The sequence below is a fragment of the uncultured Paracoccus sp. genome (assembly GCF_947496875.1).
Classification (GTDB): domain Bacteria; phylum Pseudomonadota; class Alphaproteobacteria; order Rhodobacterales; family Rhodobacteraceae; genus Paracoccus.
Map to the genome: position 1 here is coordinate 115,710 of NZ_CANMEH010000001.1, position 20,089 is coordinate 135,798.

20 protein-coding genes are annotated in these 20,089 nt (G+C 71.4%); 8 read left to right on the forward strand and 12 right to left on the reverse strand.

The features are described 5' to 3' along the window. Positions 1-70: 70 nt before the first annotated feature. On the forward strand, positions 71-2,515 hold the full coding sequence (locus Q0938_RS00530; RefSeq protein ID WP_299358034.1) for a lytic transglycosylase domain-containing protein: 2,445 nt from the start codon (positions 71-73) through the stop codon (positions 2,513-2,515). On the opposite strand, the gene Q0938_RS00535 is transcribed toward Q0938_RS00530, so the two are convergent. The 4 genes from Q0938_RS00535 to Q0938_RS00550 all read right to left on the reverse strand — a co-directional run bounded on the left by Q0938_RS00535 (position 2,463) and on the right by Q0938_RS00550 (position 6,027). Beyond that, the gene (locus Q0938_RS00535; RefSeq protein ID WP_299358037.1) at positions 2,463-3,545 is read right to left on the reverse strand and encodes a DMT family transporter; all 1,083 of its coding nucleotides are present in this window, start codon (positions 3,543-3,545) and stop codon (positions 2,463-2,465) included. The two genes, Q0938_RS00530 and Q0938_RS00535, sit on opposite strands and share 53 nt — an antisense overlap. A gap of 28 nt (positions 3,546-3,573) precedes the next feature. Beyond that, positions 3,574-4,359, reverse strand: coding sequence for an inositol monophosphatase family protein (locus Q0938_RS00540; protein WP_299358040.1), 786 nt, complete (start codon positions 4,357-4,359; stop codon positions 3,574-3,576). Between the two features lie 133 nt (positions 4,360-4,492). Continuing rightward, the gene (locus Q0938_RS00545) at positions 4,493-5,035 is read right to left on the reverse strand and encodes a hypothetical protein (protein ID WP_299358042.1); all 543 of its coding nucleotides are present in this window, start codon (positions 5,033-5,035) and stop codon (positions 4,493-4,495) included. A gap of 104 nt (positions 5,036-5,139) precedes the next feature. Further along, positions 5,140-6,027, reverse strand: coding sequence for a LysR family transcriptional regulator (locus tag Q0938_RS00550; protein ID WP_299358044.1), 888 nt, complete (start codon positions 6,025-6,027; stop codon positions 5,140-5,142). Between the two features lie 85 nt (positions 6,028-6,112). Here Q0938_RS00550 and metF point away from each other — a divergent pair, with 85 nt between their 5' ends. Beyond that, a complete protein-coding gene (gene metF / locus Q0938_RS00555) occupies positions 6,113-7,084 on the forward strand; it encodes a methylenetetrahydrofolate reductase [NAD(P)H] (protein WP_299358046.1) in 972 nt (323 codons plus the stop codon). A gap of 35 nt (positions 7,085-7,119) precedes the next feature. Here metF and Q0938_RS00560 read toward each other — a convergent pair whose 3' ends face one another. Further along, complete coding sequence (locus Q0938_RS00560) at positions 7,120-8,277, reverse strand: type III PLP-dependent enzyme (protein ID WP_299358049.1); 1,158 nt, start codon at positions 8,275-8,277, stop codon at positions 7,120-7,122. A 94-nt stretch (positions 8,278-8,371) separates the two neighbouring features. Beyond that, complete coding sequence (locus Q0938_RS00565; protein ID WP_299358052.1) at positions 8,372-9,058, reverse strand: helix-turn-helix domain-containing protein; 687 nt, start codon at positions 9,056-9,058, stop codon at positions 8,372-8,374. Between the two features lie 137 nt (positions 9,059-9,195). On the opposite strand from Q0938_RS00565, the gene Q0938_RS00570 reads away from it, so the two are divergent. From Q0938_RS00570 to Q0938_RS00590, 5 genes are all read left to right on the forward strand, one after another. After that, positions 9,196-9,924, forward strand: a complete 729-nt coding sequence (locus Q0938_RS00570) for a DUF1428 domain-containing protein (protein WP_299358055.1) — start codon at positions 9,196-9,198, stop codon at positions 9,922-9,924. Positions 9,925-10,016: 92 nt separating this feature from the next. Beyond that, complete coding sequence (locus Q0938_RS00575) at positions 10,017-10,841, forward strand: VOC family protein (RefSeq protein WP_299358058.1); 825 nt, start codon at positions 10,017-10,019, stop codon at positions 10,839-10,841. A gap of 24 nt (positions 10,842-10,865) precedes the next feature. Then, a complete protein-coding gene (locus tag Q0938_RS00580; RefSeq protein ID WP_299358061.1) occupies positions 10,866-11,513 on the forward strand; it encodes a glutathione S-transferase in 648 nt (215 codons plus the stop codon). A 66-nt stretch (positions 11,514-11,579) separates the two neighbouring features. Continuing rightward, on the forward strand, positions 11,580-14,654 hold the full coding sequence (locus Q0938_RS00585; RefSeq protein WP_299358063.1) for a valine--tRNA ligase: 3,075 nt from the start codon (positions 11,580-11,582) through the stop codon (positions 14,652-14,654). After that, the gene (locus tag Q0938_RS00590; RefSeq protein WP_299358065.1) at positions 14,654-14,977 is read left to right on the forward strand and encodes a DUF1992 domain-containing protein; all 324 of its coding nucleotides are present in this window, start codon (positions 14,654-14,656) and stop codon (positions 14,975-14,977) included. The genes Q0938_RS00585 and Q0938_RS00590 overlap by 1 nt, the downstream gene beginning before the upstream one ends. A gap of 30 nt (positions 14,978-15,007) precedes the next feature. Here the strand turns inward: Q0938_RS00590 and Q0938_RS00595 are convergent, their stop codons facing one another. After that, a complete protein-coding gene (locus Q0938_RS00595; protein WP_299358067.1) occupies positions 15,008-16,051 on the reverse strand; it encodes an FAD-binding oxidoreductase in 1,044 nt (347 codons plus the stop codon). Positions 16,052-16,094: 43 nt separating this feature from the next. Here Q0938_RS00595 and mnmD point away from each other — a divergent pair, with 43 nt between their 5' ends. After that, complete coding sequence (gene mnmD, locus Q0938_RS00600; RefSeq protein WP_299358069.1) at positions 16,095-16,778, forward strand: tRNA (5-methylaminomethyl-2-thiouridine)(34)-methyltransferase MnmD; 684 nt, start codon at positions 16,095-16,097, stop codon at positions 16,776-16,778. Here the strand turns inward: mnmD and Q0938_RS00605 are convergent. From Q0938_RS00605 to pgsA, 5 genes are all read right to left on the reverse strand, one after another. Then, complete coding sequence (locus Q0938_RS00605) at positions 16,738-17,463, reverse strand: rhomboid family intramembrane serine protease (RefSeq protein ID WP_299358071.1); 726 nt, start codon at positions 17,461-17,463, stop codon at positions 16,738-16,740. The genes mnmD and Q0938_RS00605 overlap by 41 nt on opposite strands. Positions 17,464-17,720: 257 nt before the next feature. After that, positions 17,721-18,680 (reverse strand): acetyl-CoA carboxylase carboxyltransferase subunit alpha, encoded by a 960-nt coding sequence (locus Q0938_RS00610; protein ID WP_299358073.1) that lies wholly within the window; start codon positions 18,678-18,680, stop codon positions 17,721-17,723. Between the two features lie 74 nt (positions 18,681-18,754). Further along, positions 18,755-19,201 (reverse strand): molybdenum cofactor biosynthesis protein MoaE, encoded by a 447-nt coding sequence (locus Q0938_RS00615; protein WP_299358075.1) that lies wholly within the window; start codon positions 19,199-19,201, stop codon positions 18,755-18,757. Beyond that, positions 19,201-19,452 (reverse strand): molybdopterin converting factor subunit 1, encoded by a 252-nt coding sequence (gene moaD, locus Q0938_RS00620; RefSeq protein WP_299358077.1) that lies wholly within the window; start codon positions 19,450-19,452, stop codon positions 19,201-19,203. The genes Q0938_RS00615 and moaD overlap by 1 nt, the downstream gene beginning before the upstream one ends. Next, on the reverse strand, positions 19,449-20,072 hold the full coding sequence (gene pgsA / locus Q0938_RS00625; RefSeq protein ID WP_299358079.1) for a CDP-diacylglycerol--glycerol-3-phosphate 3-phosphatidyltransferase: 624 nt from the start codon (positions 20,070-20,072) through the stop codon (positions 19,449-19,451). Before pgsA ends, moaD begins: the two co-directional genes overlap by 4 nt. Positions 20,073-20,089 lie beyond the last annotated feature (17 nt).

The window sequence follows — 20,089 nt, forward strand, 5'->3', positions numbered from 1 at the left end:
ATATCGCCCGCGGCGCGGCTTGCCAAGGATTTGAGTTGCCGTGACGGGGCGGCCTTCGCACAGTGCAACCATGAGACGATCGCTTCGCGCCCATGTGGCCGTTCTGACACTGACTGTGCTCGCCGTGGTGGTACCGCCGCAGGGGGCGCGGGCCGAGGACGCTGCCGCGCTGACGCGGGCCTGGGCCGCGGCGGGTGCGCGGGACTGGGCCGGTGCGCAGGACGCGGCGCGTCAGTCCGGGCCGATCGCGCAGGACCTCGTGCTGTGGCAGCAGTTGCGCGCGGGTCACGGCACCTGGCAAGATTACCGCGATTTTGCCCGCCGCAATGCCGACTGGCCGGGGCTGGACCTGCTGCATCGTCAGGGCGAGGCGCTGCTGCGGCCCGATCTGCCCCCGGACGAGATCATCGGCTGGTTCGGCACTCGGCGCCCGACGACACTGACCGGCGAAACCGCATTGCTGGCGGCGCTGCGGGCGACCGACCCGCAGGCCGCCGACGCCGAGGCGATCCGGTTCTGGATCGAGACGCCGCTGGACCGCGCCGAACTGGCCAGCTTTGCCGCGGCGCAGGGCGAGTTGCTGGCACCGCACCATGCCGACCGCCTGGCCCGCCTGCTGGACCAGGGCGAGTGGGCGGCGGCCGAACTGATGCTGACCCCGGGGATTGCGGCACCGCCGCGTCGCCCGCCCGACCGGCCGTCCGGTCCCGCCGGCGACCCGGCGAACGCCGCTGGCCTCGGCACGGGCAGCGGCGGGGGTGACGTGCGGACACCGACCCCGCCGCTGGTCACCGAGCCCGCGGCCGATCTGGCCCGCGCCCGGATCGCCCTGCAGGCTGGCCGACCCGGCGTCGACGACCTGATCAAGGCGCTGCCCCCGGCCCTGCGCGATGATGCCGGGCTGGCGATGGACCGGTTCACATGGCGGGTCGCGGCCAAGCAGACCGACGCTGCCCGCGCGCTGCTGCTGGAGCGGTCGGGATCGGCCGAGGCGCTGCGCGATCCCGCCCGCTGGGCGTCGTTCCGCGTCGATCATGCCCGCGCGGCGCTGCGGGCCGGGGACTGGGCGCTGGCCGGACGCTTGGCGGCGGCGCATTTCCTGCCCGCCGATCACCGCGATCACGCCGATCTCGAATGGCTGGCCGGCTATGCCGCCCTGCGGGCCGGTGATCCTGATCGCGCCCTGGGCCATTTCCGCCACCTGCAGACGGTCGTCGGCAGCACGATCTCCACCGCCCGCGCGCTGTACTGGCAGGGCCGCGCGATGCAGGCCGACGGCGATGCCGACGGCGCCCGCGCCGCCTATGCCCGCGCGGCACGCGACCAGTCGGCCTATTACGGCCAACTGGCGGCCGAGCGGCTGGGACTGCCGATGGATCCGGCGCTGGCGGTCGGCGGGCCTGCGGTGGACAGCCTGCCGGACTGGCGCGGATCGGAACTGCGGTCCAGCCGGGTCTGGCAGGCGGCGCTGTGGCTGGTCGCCGCCGGTGATCCGGCCAGCGCCCAGCGGTTCCTGCTGCATCTTGCCGGAACGGCGCCGGCCGAGCAGATCGGCGGCATGGCGCGGCTGATGATGGAGCTGCGCCGCCCCTGGGATGCGCTGCGCCTGTCCAAGCAGGCGACGGCCAAGGGGGTGGTGTTTCCCGCGGCGCATTTCCCGCTGACCGGGCTGGAACGCAGCGAGTTGGGCCTGCCCGCCGAGCTGGTCCTGGCCATCGCGCGTCAGGAAAGCGAGTTCAACCACAGCGTCAGCAGCCATGCCGGGGCCAAGGGGCTGATGCAGGTGATGCCCGAAACCGCCCGGGCCATGGCGCGCCGGATCGACGAGCCCTTCGTGCAGGCGCGGCTGACCACCGACGCGGCGTACAACGCGCGGCTGGGGGCGGCCTATCTGCAGGGGCTGCGCGAACGGTTCGGCGCCTCGATCGCGCTGGTTGCCGCAGGCTACAATGCCGGGCCGGGGCGGTCGGCCCGCTGGCTGCGCGACTTCGGCGATCTGCGCCAGCCGGGGCCCGACGGCGCCGACCCGGTGGACTGGGTCGAGATGATTCCGTTCGACGAGACCCGCAACTACGTGATGCGGGTGGCCGAGGCGCTGCCGGTCTATCGCGCCCGCATCGCGGGACGGCCGGCGCCGATCGTGCCGACCTGGGATCTGCGTGGCGGGCTGTTGCCGCTGCCGGCGCTGTCGCCGCTGCGGCTGGCGCTGTCGGATCGCCCACCCGGCCGGCCGATCCGGGTCGCGGCGGCGCCGCCCGGGGCCGCGCTGGCGATCCGGATGCCGTGGCGGGGTCCCGCGGCCTCGGGCGATGAGGCCACGCCGGGGCAGGCCGTGCCCGGTCGCCCGCCGGCCGACGCGACGACGATGCGCTATCCGCAGGGCGCAGCGGTGGACCTGTCCATCGCCCTGCAGCGGGCGAGGCCGCTGATGGCGGGGGACCGTGCGCCCCCGGCCGGAACGCTCAGCGCCGCGGGTCAGCCATCCGGGCGCGGATCTGGGCCCGCCACCAGGTGAACAGTCCGGCCGCCACGACGATGACGGCGCCCAGCACGACATTGGGCGCGACACGCTCGCCGAACAGCAGCACGCCGATGATGCTGACCCAGACCAGCTGGGTATAGGCAAAGGGCTGCAGGCTGGACGCCTCGGCCAGCTCGTAGGCGCGGATCAGCAGGTAATGCCCCAGCACTGCGGTCAGGCACAGCCCCAGCATCCACGGCCAGTCGACAAGGGCCATCGGGGTGGCGTTGGCCAGCCCGACCACGGTGATCCCGGCCGCGCCGGCAATGCCGGTCCAGAAAAAGCTGACCGTCGCCGGGTCATCGCGCGAGACCAGCCGGGTCAGCAGCCCGTAGACGGCGAACATCAGCGACGAGATCAGCGGCAGCGCCGCCCAGGGGCTGAAGACCCGCAGCCCCGGCTGCAGGATGATCAGGATCCCGACGAACCCGACCCCGACCGCCAGCCAGCGCCGCCAGCCCACCCGTTCGCCCAGCATCGGACCCGACAGCGCCACCACCAGCAGCGGATAGGCGGTGAACAGCGCGTGGGTTTCCACCAGTCCCAGATGGACGAACGACATCTGCATCAGCGAGACCTCGGCCACCAGCAGCAGGCCGCGCAGGGTCTGCAGGACCGGGCGGCGGGTCCGCGCCGCGGCGCGCAGCCCACCCGCGGCGCGCGCCGCCATCACCGCGACGAACGCCGCGAAGAACCAGTAGCGCAGCATGACCACGAAATAGGTCGGGTAGCGTTCGCCCAGGTGCCGCGACAGGGCGTCCTGCCAGGCGAACACCAGGCTGACCAGGCACATGATCAGGATCGCCCGGTTCTGCTGCCCGGACGAGGTCGCATCCCGCGGCGCCGCCGACGGCTCGACCGTCGTGATCCCGGCGGCCGGGGTCAGGGGGGTCGAGGCCGCCAGCGCCGCCGGCACGGCCAGCGCCTGGTCCGGGGCCGGCGTGGTCAGCGCCGGGCTGGCCTGCGCGGGATCGGGATCACCCGCCGCAGGACGGTCCGGCAGGTCGTGAAGGGCGGGGGGCATGGCGGCAGGGATGCGGAGCGGTGGCCGCTCAGCTTTCGCGGATGATCTGGGCCAGGCCGTCGAACAGCTGCGTGTTCGCGGCGATCAGGGCGCCCGATTCGAGGGGGGAGCCGTTCGGTTCGACCGCCTCGACGAAGCCGCCGGCTTCCTTGACCAGCAGGATGCCGGCCGCCACGTCCCACGGCTGGATGCCGCGTTCCCAGTAGCCGTCGAAGCGCCCGGCCGCGACATAGGCGAGGTCCAGCGCCGCGGACCCCCAGCGCCGCACCCCGGCGACCTGCGGCATCAGCCGCGCCAGATCCTTGAGCGTGGCGGGCAGGTCGCGGCGGCCGCCGAAGGGCACGCCGGTGGCGAAGATCGACTCGATCAGCCGGCGCCGACCCGACACCCGTAACCGGCTGTCGTTGAGGAACGCGCCGGCCCCGCGCTCGGCGCTGAACAGCTCGTCCTTGGCCGGGTCCAGGATCACCGCCGCGACGATTTCTCCCTTGTGTTCCAAGGCGATGCTGACGCCCCAGTGGGGCAGCCCGTGCAGGAAGTTGGTGGTGCCGTCCAGCGGATCGACGATCCAGCGGCGGGTCGGATCCTCGCCCGGCTCGGCGCCGGTTTCCTCGCCCACCCAGCCATAATTCGGGCGGGCGCCGCGCAGTTCTTCCTTGATGATGCGCTCGGCCTCGCGGTCGGCGCGGGTGACGAAATCGCCGGCGCCCTTGACGCTGACCTGCAGGTTCTCGACCTCGCGGAAGTCCTTGACGAGGCTGCGGCCGGCCTTGCGCGCGGCCTTGATCATGATGTTGAGATTGGCGCTGGCCATGCGGTCGGTCCTTTCGGGGTTGCCGGCGGGCATAGGCGAGACGGGGCGGAAAGGGAAGCCGGGGTGGGCGCGGGCGCGGCGCCCGTCGGGGCGTTGCGGGATATGCGATGTTCATGCAGCGTTCATGCAGTTTTCATGCATCGTTCCGGTGGGCAGCGAACGTTGCGTCGCGGTCCCCGCGGGAGCGGTCCGGTCCTCGGGGTGGCGGTCCGCCGCCGGTCTCGTCGGGCCGCAGTGTGGCCAGGATGGCTGCGGCGCCTGCCACGACCAGCGCATCCTCGACCAGCCCGGTGGCGGTCTGGCCGTGGTCCTCCATCGCCGCCATGCGCGCCCGCCAGCCCGGCCAGGATGCGATCACCGCGGTGGCCCCGCCGACCGCCGCGCCCCGCCAGAACCGGCCGCGCGGTGCGAGGGCGCCGCCGGCGATGCCGCCGGTGACCAGCCGCGCGACCAGCCCGGCCGGCACGATGCGGTCGGGCGCGGCCTTCATCTTGTCGCCGGCCAGTTCGGCCAGGGCCAGCGCCAAGGCCCCGGCGACCACCACGGGGTCCCCCATGATGCGCGGCGCGGCGCGGTCGCGCGGCAGGTCGCCGCGTGCGGCCGGCACGGCGATGGCGGCCAGCGGCGTCATCGAACGCTGGCCCCCGACGAGGCCCATGAGGAACGAGGCGAGCATGGCGAACTCCTGCACCGGTTCGGGCCCAACGTCGGGCGTGACCGGTCCGGTTCCGCCGGACCCGCAGCGGCGGTCGATAACGGCTGGGGCCCCGGCAGGGCGGATCAGCGCGCCGCGCGGGCCAGGCGCAGCATGTCGGCGGCAAAGGGCAGGTCGCGGTCCTTGTCGCGCAGCGCGGCATAGAGCCGGCGGGTGACCGGCGGATCGCCCAGCGGCAGGGTGACCAGATCGGGATTGTCGCGTTCCCGCGCCATCACCCAGTCGGGCAGCACCGTGATGCCGCGCCCCGAGGCGACCAGCAGCAGCGCCACGTCGGTCAGCTCGATCTCGCGCACCGCGGCGGGCCGGGCACCGGCGGGGTCGAGGAAATGGCTGAACACGTCCAGCCGCGCGCGGTGCATCGGATAGGTGATCAGAGTTTCGGCCGCGAGGTCGGAGGGCAGCGCATGGCTGCGCCCGGCCAGCCGGTGGCCGGCGGGGACCACCAGCAGCGGCCGATAGTCGAACAGCGGCTCGAACACGACGCCGGGCAGATCCTCGGGGTCGGACGAGACGACCAGATCCGCCTCGCCCCGGACCAGCGCCGGCAGGGCGGTGAAGGCGAGACCGGCGCGGATATCGATGTCGATCTGCGGCCACTGGTGGCGGAACGCGTCCAGCGCCGGCAGCAGCCAGTTGAAGCAGGCGTGGCATTCCATGGCGATGTGCATCCGGCCGCCGCGGGTCGCGGCCGGGCCGCGGAACTCGGCCTCGACCGCCTCGACCTGGGGCAGAACCGCCTGGGCCAGCCGCAGCAGCCGCATGCCGGCGGGGGACAGGCGCAGCGGCCGGGTCTGGCGCAGGAACAGCGCCACGCCCGCCTGATCCTCGAGCCCGCGGATCTGGTGGGACAGGGCCGACTGGGTGATGTTGAGCACCTCGGCGGCGCGGCCCAGCCCGCCCTTGTCGTGGATGGCGCGGATCGTCCGCAGGTGGCGCAGTTCCAGATGCATGAGGGGGATTCATGGAGAAGTTGTGGGGTATGAATTTGTCTCACGCCCGCGGCTGTGGCACAAGCGGCGTTCGAAAGGATCCGCCATGACCTCGCCCGCCCCCTCCAGCGCCACTTCCGGCGCCCCCATCAGCCCGGCCGCCAGTGCCGCCGCGAGCCCGGCCGCCGGCCCGTCCCGTCAGCCGGACGCGCAGCGGTCTGCCGCACCGGCGGTCAGCTTCGAGTTCTTTCCGCCCAAGTCGCTCGACCAGTCGTTCCGGCTGTGGGAGACGGCGCGGGCGCTGGCGCCGCTGAACCCGGATTTCGTGTCGGTGACCTATGGCGCGGGCGGCACCACGCGGCAGCTGACCCACGAGGCGGTGGTGGCGCTCGCCGGGCATTACGGCCTGACCGTGGCGGCCCATCTGACCTGCGTGGACGCGACGCGCGAGCAGACGATGCAGATCGTGGACGATTATGCCCGCGCCGGGGTGCGCGAGATCGTGGCGCTGCGCGGCGACGCCCCGGCCGGCCAGGACCGGTTCGTCCCGCATCCCGACGGGTTCGCCGATTCGGTCGAACTGATCGCCGCGATCGCGGCGCGGGGCGGTTTCACGATCCGCTGCGGCGCCTATCCGGAGCCGCATCCCGACAGTCCCGACACGACCGCCGACGTGACCTGGCTGAAGCGCAAGATCGACGCCGGCGCGTCATCGGCGATCACCCAGTTCTTCTTTGACCCCGACACCTATTTCCGGTTCCGCGATGCCTGCACCGCGGCAGGGATCGACGCGCCGATCATCCCCGGCATCCTGCCGATCCAGTCCTGGGCGGGGGCCAAGCGGTTCGCCGCGCGCTGCGGCACGGCGGTACCGCAATGGGCCGAGGACGCGTTCACGGCCGCCGGCAAGGCGGGCGAGCGGCAACTGGCCACCGATCTGGCGACCGACCTCGGCCGCCGGCTGATCGAGGGCGGGGTGGACCGGCTGCATTTCTATACGCTGAACCGGCCGGAGCTGGTGCTGGACGTCTGCGCGGCGCTGGGCGTGCAGGCCGACCCGGCGCGCGCCGTGGCCTGACCGGCTGATCCGAATCTTGCCGCAGGGTCGGACGGTCAGCTCAGCGCGAGCGCCGTAACCTGCCGCATTTCCCCGAAACCGTTGAAGCGGGTGTTGGTGACCACCGAATAGGCGCCGGCCCCGTGGAAGATGACGTAGTCGCCTTCGGCGATGTCGTCGGGCAGCGACATCTCGCCCGGCAGCCGGTCGACCGAATCGCAGGTCGGGCCGAACACGGTGCGGCCGTGATCGCCGCCGGCCCGGCGGGTGCCGTCGGGGGTCAGCACCTCGAGCCGGTCGAGGTTGCCGATGATCGGCAGCTCGGTCAGGCCGCCATAGACGCCGTCGTTCAGGAACACCGCCTGGCCGTCGCGCACCGCCTTGACCCGGGTGATCAGCGAGAACGCGTCGGCGCACAGCCCCCGACCGGGTTCGCAGACCAGCGCCGGGGCATCCGGGCCGAACGCCTCGGCCGTGGTCCGCCCGATCAGGTCGAAGATCGCTTGCAGGTCCGGTTCGACCCCGTGCACCCGCCAGGACGGAAAGCCGCCGCCCACGTTCAGCCGGGCGGCGCGGACGCCGGCGGCGTCACAGATCTCGCGGGCGGTCCGGATATAGGTTTCCCAGGCGCCCGGGTCCACGCACTGGGTGCCCGGGTGGAAGGTCAGCGAGGCGATGTAGCCGCGCGCCGCCACGTCGCGCAGCAGCTCGGCGGCGAGTTCCGGCGGGGCCCCGAATTTCGAGCCGAAATCATAGGCGGCGCCCAGCACCGGCAGCTTGAAGCGGGGCGAGATCTCGCAGCCCTCGACCGGCACCTGAGCGAACAACTTGTCCAGTTCGCTGCGGCTGTCGACTGACCAGGCCTTGATCCCGGCCTGCACGGCATGGGCGATTTCCGGCTGGCTGCGGACCGGGTTGTGGTAGTGCCGGGCCGCCATCGGGGCGAGCCGGCCGATCAGGTCGATTTCGAAGGGCGAGGCGACGTCGAAGCCACGAATCCCCGCGGTGACGAGGTTCTGGATCACCGCCTCGTCCGGATTCGATTTCACCGCATAGGTCACCAGGCCGGGGAATCCGGCGATGAACTGGCGCGCCCGGTCCTGCAGCAGCGTCGGCGCGAACACCATCACCGGGTTTTCCGGTTGCAGGCTGCGGATGATTTCTGCCGGATTGTCCCAGACGGTCTTGGCCTGCCGGCCCTCGCTCAGTCCCATGCGGCTTTCCTCCGGTCGGTTGCGGGCACAACGCAGAATTGCGCCAATAGGGTTCCGGGAGGACGGGGAAAAGAGGTTTTTCGCGGGCGCGGCGCTAGCCGGCCGCGACCGCTGCGGGGCGGGGCGCGGCGTCAGCCCGGGCCAGCCGGAACCGGTCCACGAAGTCCTGTCCGCGCGCGGGATCGCCGCGCAGCGTCACCAGCCCGGCGCCGGTCACCTCGGCCAGCTTCCGGGGGCCGTAGACGGCGGCGGCCATGGCGTTTGGCGGGCCGCTGAACAGCAGGTCGCCCGCCGGCCGGGCGGCCCGGCGAACCTGCATCCCGGCGTCGGTCAGGGTGACGGCAAAGCCTTCGTCGTCCATCGCGAAGCCCGCCTGCAAGGGGGTGGAGGGCGGGTCCACCAGCATCGCCTGCATCGACAGCATCAGCGCCGTGGGGCTGATCGGCAGGGTCGGGTCGTGGCCGGGAATGCCAGCCCCCCAGTGGCACAGCGCCCGCAGCACCGGACCCAGCGCCAGACCCTGCGCGGTCAGTTCGTAGACCTGGACGCTGGCCGGGGGCGGCAGGTCGGCGCGCCGCAGGATGCCCGCCGATTCGAGGTCGGCCAGCCGCCGGGTCAGCATGTTGGTGGCGATCCCCGGGACCCGCGCCCGGATCGCGCCGAACCGTTTCGGCCCCAGCATCAGTTCGCGCACGATCAGCAGCGCCCAGCGGTCGCCGATCAGGTCGAGCGCGTGGGCCGCGATGCAGCCCTCGCCATAGGTTCTGCGGGTGTCCGGCAAGTTTCTGCCTCCGTGCTGGTCCATTGAAAGTTGTCAGTTGCAAAATGCAAGTAAGATCGGCAGGCTGCGGTTGCAAGACGCAGCTTTCCAGGACGCAGGCCTTCGAGGACGCAGGCCCACATCGAAAGGAACGCGGGATGACCTATTACACGGGATCGGTCGCGGCGGTGCCCACGGCGAATCGGGACTCGTATCGCGACCATGCCAGACGCGCCTGGCCGCATTTCGAAAAGCGCGGTGCGCGGCGCATCGTGGAATGCTGGGGCGAGGACGTGCCGCCCGGCAAGGTGACCGACTTCCAGCGCGCGGTTCAGGCGACGGCCGACGAGACGGTGGTGTTCTCCTGGATCGAATGGCCGGACCGGGAAACCTGTGACGCGGCCTGGCAGGACATGATGGCCGACCCGAACATCCCCGTCGAGATGGGCGAGATGCCGTTCGACGGCAAGCGCATGATCTGGGGCGGGTTCGCGCCGCTGGTCGCCGAGGGAAGCGACCGCGGGGTGGGGTATGTCCAGGGCTTCGTCACCCCGGTGCCGACCGGCAACAAGGCGCCCTACGAGGCGATGGCCCGCAGCGCGTGGGACGAGATGTTCCGCCCCAATGGCTGTCTGGGCAGCGTCGAATGCTGGGGCGAGGACGTGCCCCGCGGCAAGCAGACCGACTTCTATCGCGCGGTTGATGCCAGGGACGACGAGACGATCGTGTTTTCCTGGGCGGCGTGGCCCGATCGCGCCACCTGCGACGCCGCCGCCCGCGCGATGGAGGCGAGCATGGCCGGCCAGCCGATGCCCGAGATGCCGTTCGACGGCAAGCGGATGTTCTGGGGCGGCTTTGCCCCGGTGTTCGACAGCGACCGCGACTGATCGCCGGCCTGTTGGCCGCATCGGATCGGCGGGATGATCGCCGACGGGGCCGGGCGGTCCGGCCCCGCCGCTGACCGCGAAAGGACGGACCCATGAACATGCACGGACGACCCTGCTGGTTCGAACTGTCGACCAGCGACGTGGACGGGGCAGCGGCCTTCTATGCGCCGCTGTTCGACTGGACGATCGGCGCCAGCGCGATGGAGGCCTTCGACTATCGCCTGGCCATGTCCGGCACCGAGGCGGTGGCCGGGTTGATGGGGCTGGAGCGCAGCCCGCCGGGCACGCCGCCGAACTGGATGATCTATGTCTGCGTGGATGATGCCGACGCCACCGCCGGGCTTGCCGCGGACCGGGGCGGCACCGTCCTACACCAGCCCACCGACATCCCGGACACCGGGCGATTCGCGGTGCTGGCCGACCCGCAGGGGGCGGTGTTCGGCATCCTCGCACCCGCGCCGATGGACCCGCCGCCATCGCCGGATCAGGGGGCCTTTAACCAGCAGAAGGCGGGGCGCGGCAACTGGGTGGAGCTGATGTCGACCGATCCGGGCGCGGGGTTCGCGTTCTACGCCGCCCTGTTCGGGTGGACCCGAGGCGAGGCGATCGACATGAGCGGTGGGGACATGGGCGGCCCCGCCGCGGCAGGGTCCGGCCCGGGCAGCATCTATCAGCTGTTCCGCTGGCAGGGCACGGATATCGGCGGGATGATGGGGCTGGGTGATGCGCCGATGCCGGTCTGGCTGCCCTATTTCGGCGCCAACGGAATCGACGCCGCCATCGAACGCGTCAGGGCGGGGGGCGGCAAGCTGTGCCACGGCCCGGTCGAGGTGCCGGGCGGCGCCTTCATCGCCGTGCTGAACGACCCGCAGGGCGCCTGGTTCGCCATCGTCGGGCCGAAGGACGTCACCCCCTGAGCCCCGGTCATGCGAGGAAACGCCATGCTGACGATCACCACCTTTGACTGGGTGCCCGAGATGGCCCGCGGCTATGTCCGCGACCTGCGGGTGCGCTGGGCGTGCGAGGAGGCGGGGCTGGATTACCGCGTCGACACGGTGCCGTCCGTGTCGAGAACGCCCGGGCACCTGGCCCGCCAGCCCTTTCACCAGGTGCCGATGCTGCGGGACGGCGACCTGTCGCTGTTCGAGACCGGCGCGATCCTGTTGCATCTGGCCGAGAAGTCCGACGCGCTGATGCCCGAGAGCACGCGGGCCGAAGTTACCCAATGGGTGATTTCCGCCCTGAACACGGTCGAGCTATGGGCGCTGCCGTGGCTGGTCGCCCGGTTCTTCGAGAAGGACGAGGCGGCGGCAACCAAGGCCTCTGTCCTGATGAACGAGCGGCTTCGGCAGATGAACGCGGTGCTGGAGGGGCGCGACTGGCTGGTGGCCGACCGTTTCACCGCCGCGGATATCATCATGGCCGACGTCCTGCGTCCCGTCCATGATCTCGGCGCCCTGGCCGATTTCCCGGCGGCCGCGGCCTATGTGACGCGGGCGACGGCAAGGCCGGCGTTCGGCAAGGCGCATGCCGACCAGCTGGCGCATTTCGAGGCCGCCGCGCCGCCGGCGAGCCTGGCTGCGTCCTGATCCCTGCCGCTTGGCCTTTGCCAAGCCAGCGGCTATTTCGGTCGGCAACCGAAAGGACGCCGACCGATGAGCATGGACAAGACCTTCGACGCCGCCGCCGCCGAGGCCCGGATCAGCGCGGACTGGGAACGGCAGGATGCCTTTCGCGCCGGCGCCAACGCCCGCCCGGGGGCCGAACCCTTCGCCGTGATGATCCCGCCGCCCAATGTCACTGGCAGCCTGCATATCGGCCACGCCTTCAACAACACGCTGCAGGACATCCTGGTGCGCTGGCACCGGATGCGCGGCTTTGACACGCTGTGGCAGCCGGGCCAGGACCACGCCGGCATCGCCACCCAGATGGTCGTCGAGCGGCGGATGGCCGAACGGGGCGAGCCCGGCCGGCGCGAGATCGGGCGCGAGGCGTTCGTGGAGAAGATCTGGGACTGGAAACAGGAATCCGGCGACACGATCATCAACCAGCTCAAGCGCCTCGGCGCCTCCTGCGACTGGTCGCGCAACGCCTTCACCATGTCCGGCGCCCCGGGCGCGCCGGCCGGCGAGGAGGGCAATTTCCACGACGCGGTGATCCGGGTCTTTGTCGACCTGTACGACAAGGGGATCATCTATCGCGGCAAGCGGCTGGTGAACTGGGACCCGCATTTCGAGACCGCGATCAGCGACCTGGAGGTCGAGAACCGCGAGGTGCCCGGTCATATGTGGCACTTCAAGTACCCGCTGGCGGTGAATCCCGACACCGGCGAACGAGAGACCTACGAGTATGTCGAGCGCGACGCCGACGGCACCGTCACCCTGCGCGAGACCCGCGACTATATCTCCATCGCCACGACCCGGCCCGAGACGATGCTGGGCGACGGCGCGGTGGCGGTTCACCCGTCGGACAACCGCTATGCGCCGATCGTCGGCAAGCTGTGCGAGATCCCGGTCGGGCCGCAGGCGCACCGCCGCCTGATCCCGATCATCACCGACGAGTATCCCGATCCCGATTTCGGGTCGGGCGCGGTCAAGATCACCGGGGCGCATGACTTCAACGACTATGGCGTGGCGATGCGCAACGGCATCCCGCTCTATGCGCTGATGGACGGGCGGGGGGCGATGCGCGCCGACGGGCTGCCCTACGAGGAATCGGCCGCCATCGCGACCCGCGCGGCGCGGGGCGAGGATGTCGGCGACGTGTCCACCGTCAACCTGGTCCCCGAGGAGCTGCGCGGCCTGGACCGGCTGGAGGCCCGCGCCATCATCGTCGATCAGATCACCGCCGAGGGGCTGGCCGTCACCGACGCCGAGGGCCGGCCGCTGGTCGAGAACAGGAAGATCATGCAGCCGTTCGGCGACCGCTCGAACGTGGTGATCGAGCCGATGCTGACCGACCAGTGGTTCGTCGACACCGCCCGCATCGTCGGCCCGGCCATCGCCGCCGTGCAGGACGGCCGCACTGAGATCCTGCCCGAGCAGCACCGCAAGGTGTATCTGCACTGGCTGGAAAACATCGAGCCCTGGACGATCAGCCGGCAGTTGTGGTGGGGCCACCAGATCCCGGTCTGGTACGGCATCGACCTGCATACCTCGACGTTCCGCGACGCCGAGGGCGACAACGCCCTGGACGAGGTCGAGCTGCTGTCGCTGCTGACCACGGATCACCTGATCCATTCCGGCGACCGCCATCATTGCGCGGCGCAGTTCGACGGCGTGGTCGACCGGTTCCGCGACGATCTGGCCGGCCTGCCGGCGCCGCTGCACGCCGCCCGGGTGATCGAGGTCGCCGACCGGGACGCGGCGGTGGCCGAGCTGGCCCGCAGCCTGGCCGACTACAACCTGTCGCAGGATCCCACCCATCTGGTCTATCCGGTCTGGCGCGACCCCGACGTGCTGGACACCTGGTTCTCGTCCGGCCTGTGGCCGATCGGGACGCTGGGCTGGCCCGAGAACACCCCCGATATGCGGCGGTATTTCCCGACCTCGACGCTGGTCACCGGGTTCGACATCATCTTCTTCTGGGTCGCCCGGATGATGATGATGCAGCTGGAGGTCGTCGGCGAGGTGCCGTTCCGCACCGTCTATGTGCACGGGCTGGTGCGCGACGAGAAGGGCGCCAAGATGTCGAAGTCGAAAGGCAACGTCATCGACCCGCTGGAGCTGATCGACGCCTATGGCGCCGATGCGCTGCGATTCACCCTGGCCGGCATGGCGGCGATGGGCCGCGACCCCAAGCTGGGCCCGAAGCATGTCGAGGCCAGCCGCAACTTCGTCACCAAGATCTGGAATGCCACCCGGTTTGCCGAGATGAACGGGGTGCGCGGCGGCGGGCCGCGGCCGGACCCGCAGCACATGGTCAACCGCTGGATCATCGGCGAGGTCGCCCGCGCCGCGCGCAGCACCGACGAGGCGCTGGCCTCGTACCGGTTCAACGACGCGGCGAACGGGCTCTATGGCTTTGTCTGGGGCACCGTCTGCGACTGGTACGTGGAGTTCGCCAAGCCGCTGTTCGACGGCGAACATGCCGCCGAGACCCGGGCCACGATGGGCTGGGTGCTGGACCAGTGCTATACCCTGCTGCACCCGGTCATGCCGTTCGTCACCGAGGAGCTGTGGCGCCTGACCGGCGACCGGGACCGGATGCTGGTGCATGGCGACTGGCCGGAACTGGGCGCGGACCTGATCGACCCGGCTGCCGACCGGCAGATGAACTGGGTGATCGGGCTGATCGAATCGATCCGCTCGGCCCGCGCCCAGATGGGCGTGCCCGCGGGCGCGCGGCTGGACCTGATCGTGACCGAGGCCGATGCCGCGGCGCGGGCCGCGCTGGACGCCAATGCGCAGCTGATCGAGCGCCTGGCGCGGGTGAATCCGCCGCGCGATGGCGCGGCGGTGCGGGGGACCATCGCGGTGGGCGCGCCGGGGGCGTCCTTTGTCCTGCCGATCGGCGACGTGATCGACGTGGCCGCCGAGACGGCGCGGCTGAACAAGGCGGTGGACAGGGCCACCAAGGACGCAAGCGGGCTGCGCGCGCGGCTGGGCAACGACCGCTTCGTCCAGAGCGCCGACCCCGAGGTGATCGAGGACACCCGCGCCAAGCTGGCGGCGCTGGAGGACGAGACCGGGCGGCTGAACGCCGCGCTGGCGCAGCTGCAGGCGATGTGATGCACTGGTTCGAGCGGATCGCGCAGCGCCAGATCGACGCCGCGGTGGCCCGGGGCGAGCTGACCGGCCTGCCGGGCGAGGGCAGGCCGCTGGACCCGGAACGTCTTCGGGAAAGCGCCGACGACGTGCTGCACCGGATGATGGCCGAGGCAGGCGTGGTCCCGGCCGAGATCGAGCTGGCCCGCGAGATCGCGGCCGCGCGGGCGGTGCTGGCGCAGATCGAGGACCCGGCCGAGCGCAAGCGCGTGCAGAGGCAGATCGCGATGAGCGAGCTGAAGCGCGCTGTCGCGCAGGACGCGCGGCGGCATTTCAGCCGCGGCTAGGCGTTATCCGCCGGCGCTGGCGCCCGGCCGCTACAGCCGGAATCCGTCGGGGATGCGGTTGGTGCCGTCCAGCACCAGGTCGGCGAGCAGTCCCGCGACGGCGGGCGCCATGCCGAAACCGATCTTGAACCCGCCATTCGCGACGAAATGGCCCGGACGTCCCGGCCACGGCCCGATCAGCGGCGCACGGCTGGCGGCCCGCGGCCGGAGGCCGGCCCAGCGATCGATGATCGCGGCCCCCTGCATCGCCGGGCAGAGGGCGACGGCGCGGGCGACCAACTCGTCCAGCTGCGCGTCGGTGCCGGTGCCAACGGCGTCCCGTTCGCTGGTCGATCCGACGGCGGTGGTGCCGTCCGCGTGGGGCACGATGTGGACGCCGTCGGCAAAGACCTGGGCGGCGTCGGGTGCGGCCAGCGCCAGCAGCGCCGACTGTCCCTTGACCCCGGTCCCCGCCGGCCGCCCCGTCTCGGCGGTCAGCGCCGCCAGCCCGTCGGTGCCGGTGGCCCAGATCACCGCGCCGGGCGGATCGGGCCACGCGTCCGGGTGCTGCGGTCCGGCGGCCTCGGTGACCGTGCCGCCGGTGGCGCGAATCGCCGCCGCCAGGGCCGCCAGCGCCCGCCTGGGGGCCAGCCGTGCCGTCAGGTTGTCGAACAGCCACAGCCCGTCCGGGCTGACGGAAACCAGAGGCCCGGCGGGCGCATCGGTCAGCCGCATCCGGAAGGGGTCGGGCCAGACCGCCGCCGCCGCCGCGATCCGCGCCTGCACCCGGTCCAGCGCTGCCGTTGCAACCGGCTGCAGCCGCCCCTGCCGGGCATAGCCCGGGTCAACACCGCCGGCGGTCGCGACCTCGGTCCACCAGGCAGCGGCCCCGACCAGCGCGTCCAGCTGCACCTGTTTCTTGGGGTTCCAGTTCTCCGGCGCGTGCGGGGCCAGCGCGCCGACGGTTCCGCCGCTGGAGCCCGCGCCGATCCGGTCCGCCTCGATCACCGTCACGCGGGCCCCGCGGCGGGCACATTCCCAGCCGCAGGCCAGGCCGAAGATGCCGGCGCCGATCACCGTGATGCGTCTTGCCATCCGCGCGGTCCCTCGTCATTGGCCCGGGGCGGAGGTAGCGCGAATGGACGACAGGCACCAGAACGGGCTGGACTGGCGCGACGGCGTGCCGGTGTCGCGGCGCTTCGACGATCCCTATTTCAGCCTGGCCGGGGGGCTGGCGGAAACCCGGCACGTGTTCCTGGCCGGCAACGACCTGCCGGCCCGCCTGCGCCCCGGTTTCCACGTGGCCGAGACGGGGTTCGGGACCGGACTGAACCTGCTGGCGCTGGCCGAGGTGGCGACCGTGCCGGTGCGCTTCACCAGCTTCGAGGCGTTCCCGTTGTCAGGGAACGATCTGGAGATCGCCCATGCCGCCTTTCCGTCGCTGGGCGCGCTGGCGCGGGACTTGCGGGCGGGATGGCCCGGGCCGCAATTCCGGGTCGGGGCGGTCGAGGTCACCCTGATCACGGGCGACGCGCGGGACACGCTGCCGCGCTGGACCGGTCAGGCCGACGCCTGGTTCCTTGACGGGTTCTCGCCCGCCAGGAACCCCGAGCTGTGGTCCGCCGCGCTGCTGGCCGAGGTCGCGCGCCACACCGCGCCGGGCGGCAGCTTTGCGACCTATACGGCGGCGGGCCATGTGCGCCGCGCCCTGGCGGACAGCGGGTTCACGGTGCGGCGCTGCCCGGGTTTCGCCGGGAAACGGCACATGAGCCGTGGCACCCTCAGCGCCGGACCTGCGGGATCCGGCTTGCGTGATAGCTGACCGGCCGGTGCGGCGGGTGGCCGTGGGTGCGGTTCCAGAACGCCCGGCCGCCCCGGCGCCGGAACACCGGATAGGCCAGCAGCACCCCGGCGGCGAACCCGCCGGCGTGGGCGAAATACGCGACCCCCACCTCGCCGCCCAGCATCGAATAGCCGGAAAACAGCTGCAGCGCGAACCAGATGCCCAGCATCACCCAGGCCGGGATGGTGAAGATCTTGATCAGGATGATGATGATCACCACGACATCGACCCGGGCCCTGGGGAACATCAGCAGATAGCCCCCCATCACCCCGGCGATCGCCCCCGACGCGCCGACCATCGGGATGCCGCTGGACGGGTCTACCACGATCTGCGCCGCGGCGGCGGCGAGCCCGCAGAGCAGGTAGAACAGCAGGAACCCGCCATGGCCCATCTGCTCTTCCAGGTTGTCGCCGAAGATCCACAGGAACAGCATGTTGCCGCCCAGATGCAGCAGCCCTGCATGCAGGAACATGTGGCTGAGCAGCCCCCAGGTGTTGATGCCATTCAGCACTGCGACGGGATAGAGCGCCAGATCCTCCCACAACTCGATCTGCCCGCCCAGCCAGGGCGAGGTCAGCAGGAACATCGCGATGTTCAGCCCGATCAGCGTCAGCGTGACATAGGGCGTCGTATGGGACGGGTTGTGGTCGCGGATCGGGAACATCGCGCTGGCCTTTCGCTGCGGCATCGGGCGCGGCCGCGCCGCCGGAGAAACGCGTGGCGTCCGGTGAAGTTGCGTGGCGGTCCGAAAACCCGGCGTGGTGCGTCGCCGGAACGGTCGTCAGGGCCCCAGCAGTCGGGGCAGCGGCCGGGGGGGCGAAGATGAGCGCGCGGATCCATGCCGAGCGGCTGAGATCCCCTAGATCCGGTGCGAGGTGAAAGGGTCAGCTGCCGCGGACTTCAAGCCGCCGCAGGACCCGATCAGGCGGCGAGGCCGCGGCTGCCCATTGCCAGGTATTTCTCGCGCCGGCTGCGGATCAGGTCGGCGGGCTTGGTGTCCCTGACCTCGTCCAGCATGGCGGCGATCTCGCGCCCGACCTCGGCGACCGCGTCCGGTCCGTCGCGCTGTGCGCCGCCGACCGGTTCGGTGATGATCCGGTCGATCACCCCCAGGCGTTTCAGGTCCTGCGCGGTCAGCCGCAGCGCCTCGGCCGCCTCGCGCATCTTGTCGGCGTCCTTCCACAGGATCGAGGCGCAGCCCTCGGGCGAGATCACCGAGTAGATCGAGTGTTCCAGCATCGCCACGCGGTCCGCGGTCGCCAGCGCCACGGCCCCGCCCGAGCCGCCCTCGCCGACGATGACGCTGACCAGCGGCACCCCGATCTGCAGGCATTTCTCGGTCGCGCGGGCGATCGCCTCGGACTGGCCGCGTTCCTCGGCGCCCTTGCCGGGATAGGCACCGGGCGTGTCGATCAGGGTGATCACCGGCAGCCCGAACCGGTCGGCCATGTCCATCAGGCGGATCGCCTTGCGATACCCCTCGGGGCGGGCCATGCCGAAATTGCGGTGGATCCGCGATTTCGTGTCGTTGCCCTTTTCATGCCCGATCACCACCACCGGCTGGTCGTGGAACCGCGCCAGCCCGCCCATCACCGCGTGGTCGTCGCCGAACGCCCGATCGCCGGCCAGCGGCGTCCATTCGCTGAACAGCGCGTCGATGTAGTCCTTGCAGTGCGGCCGGTCGGGGTGGCGCGCGACCAGCGTCTTTCGCCACGGGTCGAGGTTCTTGTAGAGGTCGCGCAGCAGGTCGGCCGCCTTGCGGTCCAGCGCCGTCGCTTCCTTTTCCAGGTCCACACCCTCGCCCTTGCGGGCCAAGGCGCGCAGTTCCTCGGCCTTGCCTTCCAGATCGGCGAGCGGCCGTTCGAATTCGAGATAGGTCATCGGGCAGTGCCTTTCGGTCGACGCGGTCTATATGCTGGGCGGGTCCGGCGATTGCAACGCGCCCGCCCCGCCGCTCAGCCCGGCGGGTCGTCCCAGCGGGACAGCGCAGCCTCGTCGGCGTCGGTGGCGGCGACCCAGTCGCGCGGCCCCTCGGGGCCGATGTCGCGTTTCCAGAACGGGGCGCGGGATTTCAGCCAGTCCATCAGGAAGTCGGCGGCCTCGAACGCGCCGCGCCGGTGCGGGGCCGCGGTCGCCACCATCATGATCGCCTCGCCCACCGCGATCCGGCCATGCCGGTGGACGACCAGCACGTCGGTCAGGCCGAAGCGCTGCATCGCGGCGGTCGCATGCGCCTGCAGCGCGCGCTCGGTCATGCCGGGATAATGTTCGATGTCCAGCGCCACGATCCCGCCATCGCCGCGAACCAGCCCGGTAAAGGTCACCACCGCGCCGGCGCCGCTGCCGAAGCCGTCCAGCAGCGTGGCCGGGTCGAAGGGCTGCGGCTGGACGAGGACCCGCATCAGCCGCCGGTCATCGGGGGAAAAAATGCGACCTCGCGCGCCCCGGTCAGCGGCGCGTCCAGGTCGGCCAGCTGCTGGTCGATCGCGACGCGCACCGCGGTCAGGTCGGACAGGGCCGCCGCGTGCCAGTCGTCGCGTCCGGCCAGGTCGGCGGCCAGGTCGCGCACCGTCGCGGCGTCGGTGTCGATGCGTTCGCGGGGGACGCCCACGCGTTCGCGCAGCCAGGCGAAATACAGCACGTCGAGTGTCATGGGCGATCCCTCAGCCACGGGCGGGCCTTGTTGAAATAGTCCCAGCCGGTGATCGCGGTCAGCAGCGCCGCGACCCAGATCGTCAGCAGCCCCATCTGGGTTGCGAGATCCGACCAGTCGTCCGACCACGGCAGCCGCGCCTCGCCCACCAGCGGCGGCCGGCCATCCTCGAAATACTCCAGTCCCGTGCCCAGGAACATGAACGAGATCGCGACCATCTGCGCCGTCGTCTTCCACTTGGCGATCTTGGTGACCTTCAGCTTGCCGGCATCCGCCCCCAGGAATTCGCGCAGGCCGCTGACGAACACCTCGCGGAACAGGATCACGGTCGCGGGCAGGATCAGCCACGGGTTCATGCCGGAATAGCCGGTGATCACGACCAGCGCGATCACCACCATCGCCTTGTCCGCGATCGGGTCCATCGCCGCGCCAAAGCGGCTTTCCTGGCCCCAGCTGCGCGCCAGATACCCGTCGAACCAGTCGGTCACCGCCGCCACCACGAACAGGGTCAGCGCCGCCCAGTCGGCGAAGGGCCGGCTGAAATACAGGAACATCAACGGCACACCCGGCGCGGCGATCAGGCGCAGCAGCGTCAGGATGTTGGGCAGGGTCCATTTCATGGCGGCAAGCTATCCCC

What these genes read in the sequence shown, in the direction of transcription:
- Q0938_RS00535 (WP_299358037.1), bottom strand. Translation starts at nt 3,545, where the DNA reads ATGCCCCCCGCCCTTCACGACCTGCCGGACCGTCCTGCGGCGGGTGAT.
- Q0938_RS00610 (WP_299358073.1), bottom strand. Translation starts at nt 18,680, where the DNA reads ATGACCTATCTCGAATTCGAACGGCCGCTCGCCGATCTGGAAGGCAAG.
- Q0938_RS00560 (WP_299358049.1), bottom strand. Translation starts at nt 8,277, where the DNA reads ATGGGACTGAGCGAGGGCCGGCAGGCCAAGACCGTCTGGGACAATCCG.
- metF (WP_299358046.1), top strand. Translation starts at nt 6,113, where the DNA reads ATGACCTCGCCCGCCCCCTCCAGCGCCACTTCCGGCGCCCCCATCAGC.
- pgsA (WP_299358079.1), bottom strand. Translation starts at nt 20,072, where the DNA reads ATGAAATGGACCCTGCCCAACATCCTGACGCTGCTGCGCCTGATCGCC.
- Q0938_RS00580 (WP_299358061.1), top strand. Translation starts at nt 10,866, where the DNA reads ATGCTGACGATCACCACCTTTGACTGGGTGCCCGAGATGGCCCGCGGC.
- Q0938_RS00530 (WP_299358034.1), top strand. Translation starts at nt 71, where the DNA reads ATGAGACGATCGCTTCGCGCCCATGTGGCCGTTCTGACACTGACTGTG.
- Q0938_RS00550 (WP_299358044.1), bottom strand. Translation starts at nt 6,027, where the DNA reads ATGCATCTGGAACTGCGCCACCTGCGGACGATCCGCGCCATCCACGAC.
- Q0938_RS00540 (WP_299358040.1), bottom strand. Translation starts at nt 4,359, where the DNA reads ATGGCCAGCGCCAATCTCAACATCATGATCAAGGCCGCGCGCAAGGCC.
- Q0938_RS00570 (WP_299358055.1), top strand. Translation starts at nt 9,196, where the DNA reads ATGACCTATTACACGGGATCGGTCGCGGCGGTGCCCACGGCGAATCGG.
- Q0938_RS00585 (WP_299358063.1), top strand. Translation starts at nt 11,580, where the DNA reads ATGAGCATGGACAAGACCTTCGACGCCGCCGCCGCCGAGGCCCGGATC.
- Q0938_RS00605 (WP_299358071.1), bottom strand. Translation starts at nt 17,463, where the DNA reads ATGTTCCCGATCCGCGACCACAACCCGTCCCATACGACGCCCTATGTC.
- moaD (WP_299358077.1), bottom strand. Translation starts at nt 19,452, where the DNA reads ATGACACTCGACGTGCTGTATTTCGCCTGGCTGCGCGAACGCGTGGGC.
- Q0938_RS00590 (WP_299358065.1), top strand. Translation starts at nt 14,654, where the DNA reads ATGCACTGGTTCGAGCGGATCGCGCAGCGCCAGATCGACGCCGCGGTG.
- Q0938_RS00545 (WP_299358042.1), bottom strand. Translation starts at nt 5,035, where the DNA reads ATGCTCGCCTCGTTCCTCATGGGCCTCGTCGGGGGCCAGCGTTCGATG.
- Q0938_RS00575 (WP_299358058.1), top strand. Translation starts at nt 10,017, where the DNA reads ATGAACATGCACGGACGACCCTGCTGGTTCGAACTGTCGACCAGCGAC.
- mnmD (WP_299358069.1), top strand. Translation starts at nt 16,095, where the DNA reads ATGGACGACAGGCACCAGAACGGGCTGGACTGGCGCGACGGCGTGCCG.
- Q0938_RS00615 (WP_299358075.1), bottom strand. Translation starts at nt 19,201, where the DNA reads ATGCGGGTCCTCGTCCAGCCGCAGCCCTTCGACCCGGCCACGCTGCTG.
- Q0938_RS00595 (WP_299358067.1), bottom strand. Translation starts at nt 16,051, where the DNA reads ATGGCAAGACGCATCACGGTGATCGGCGCCGGCATCTTCGGCCTGGCC.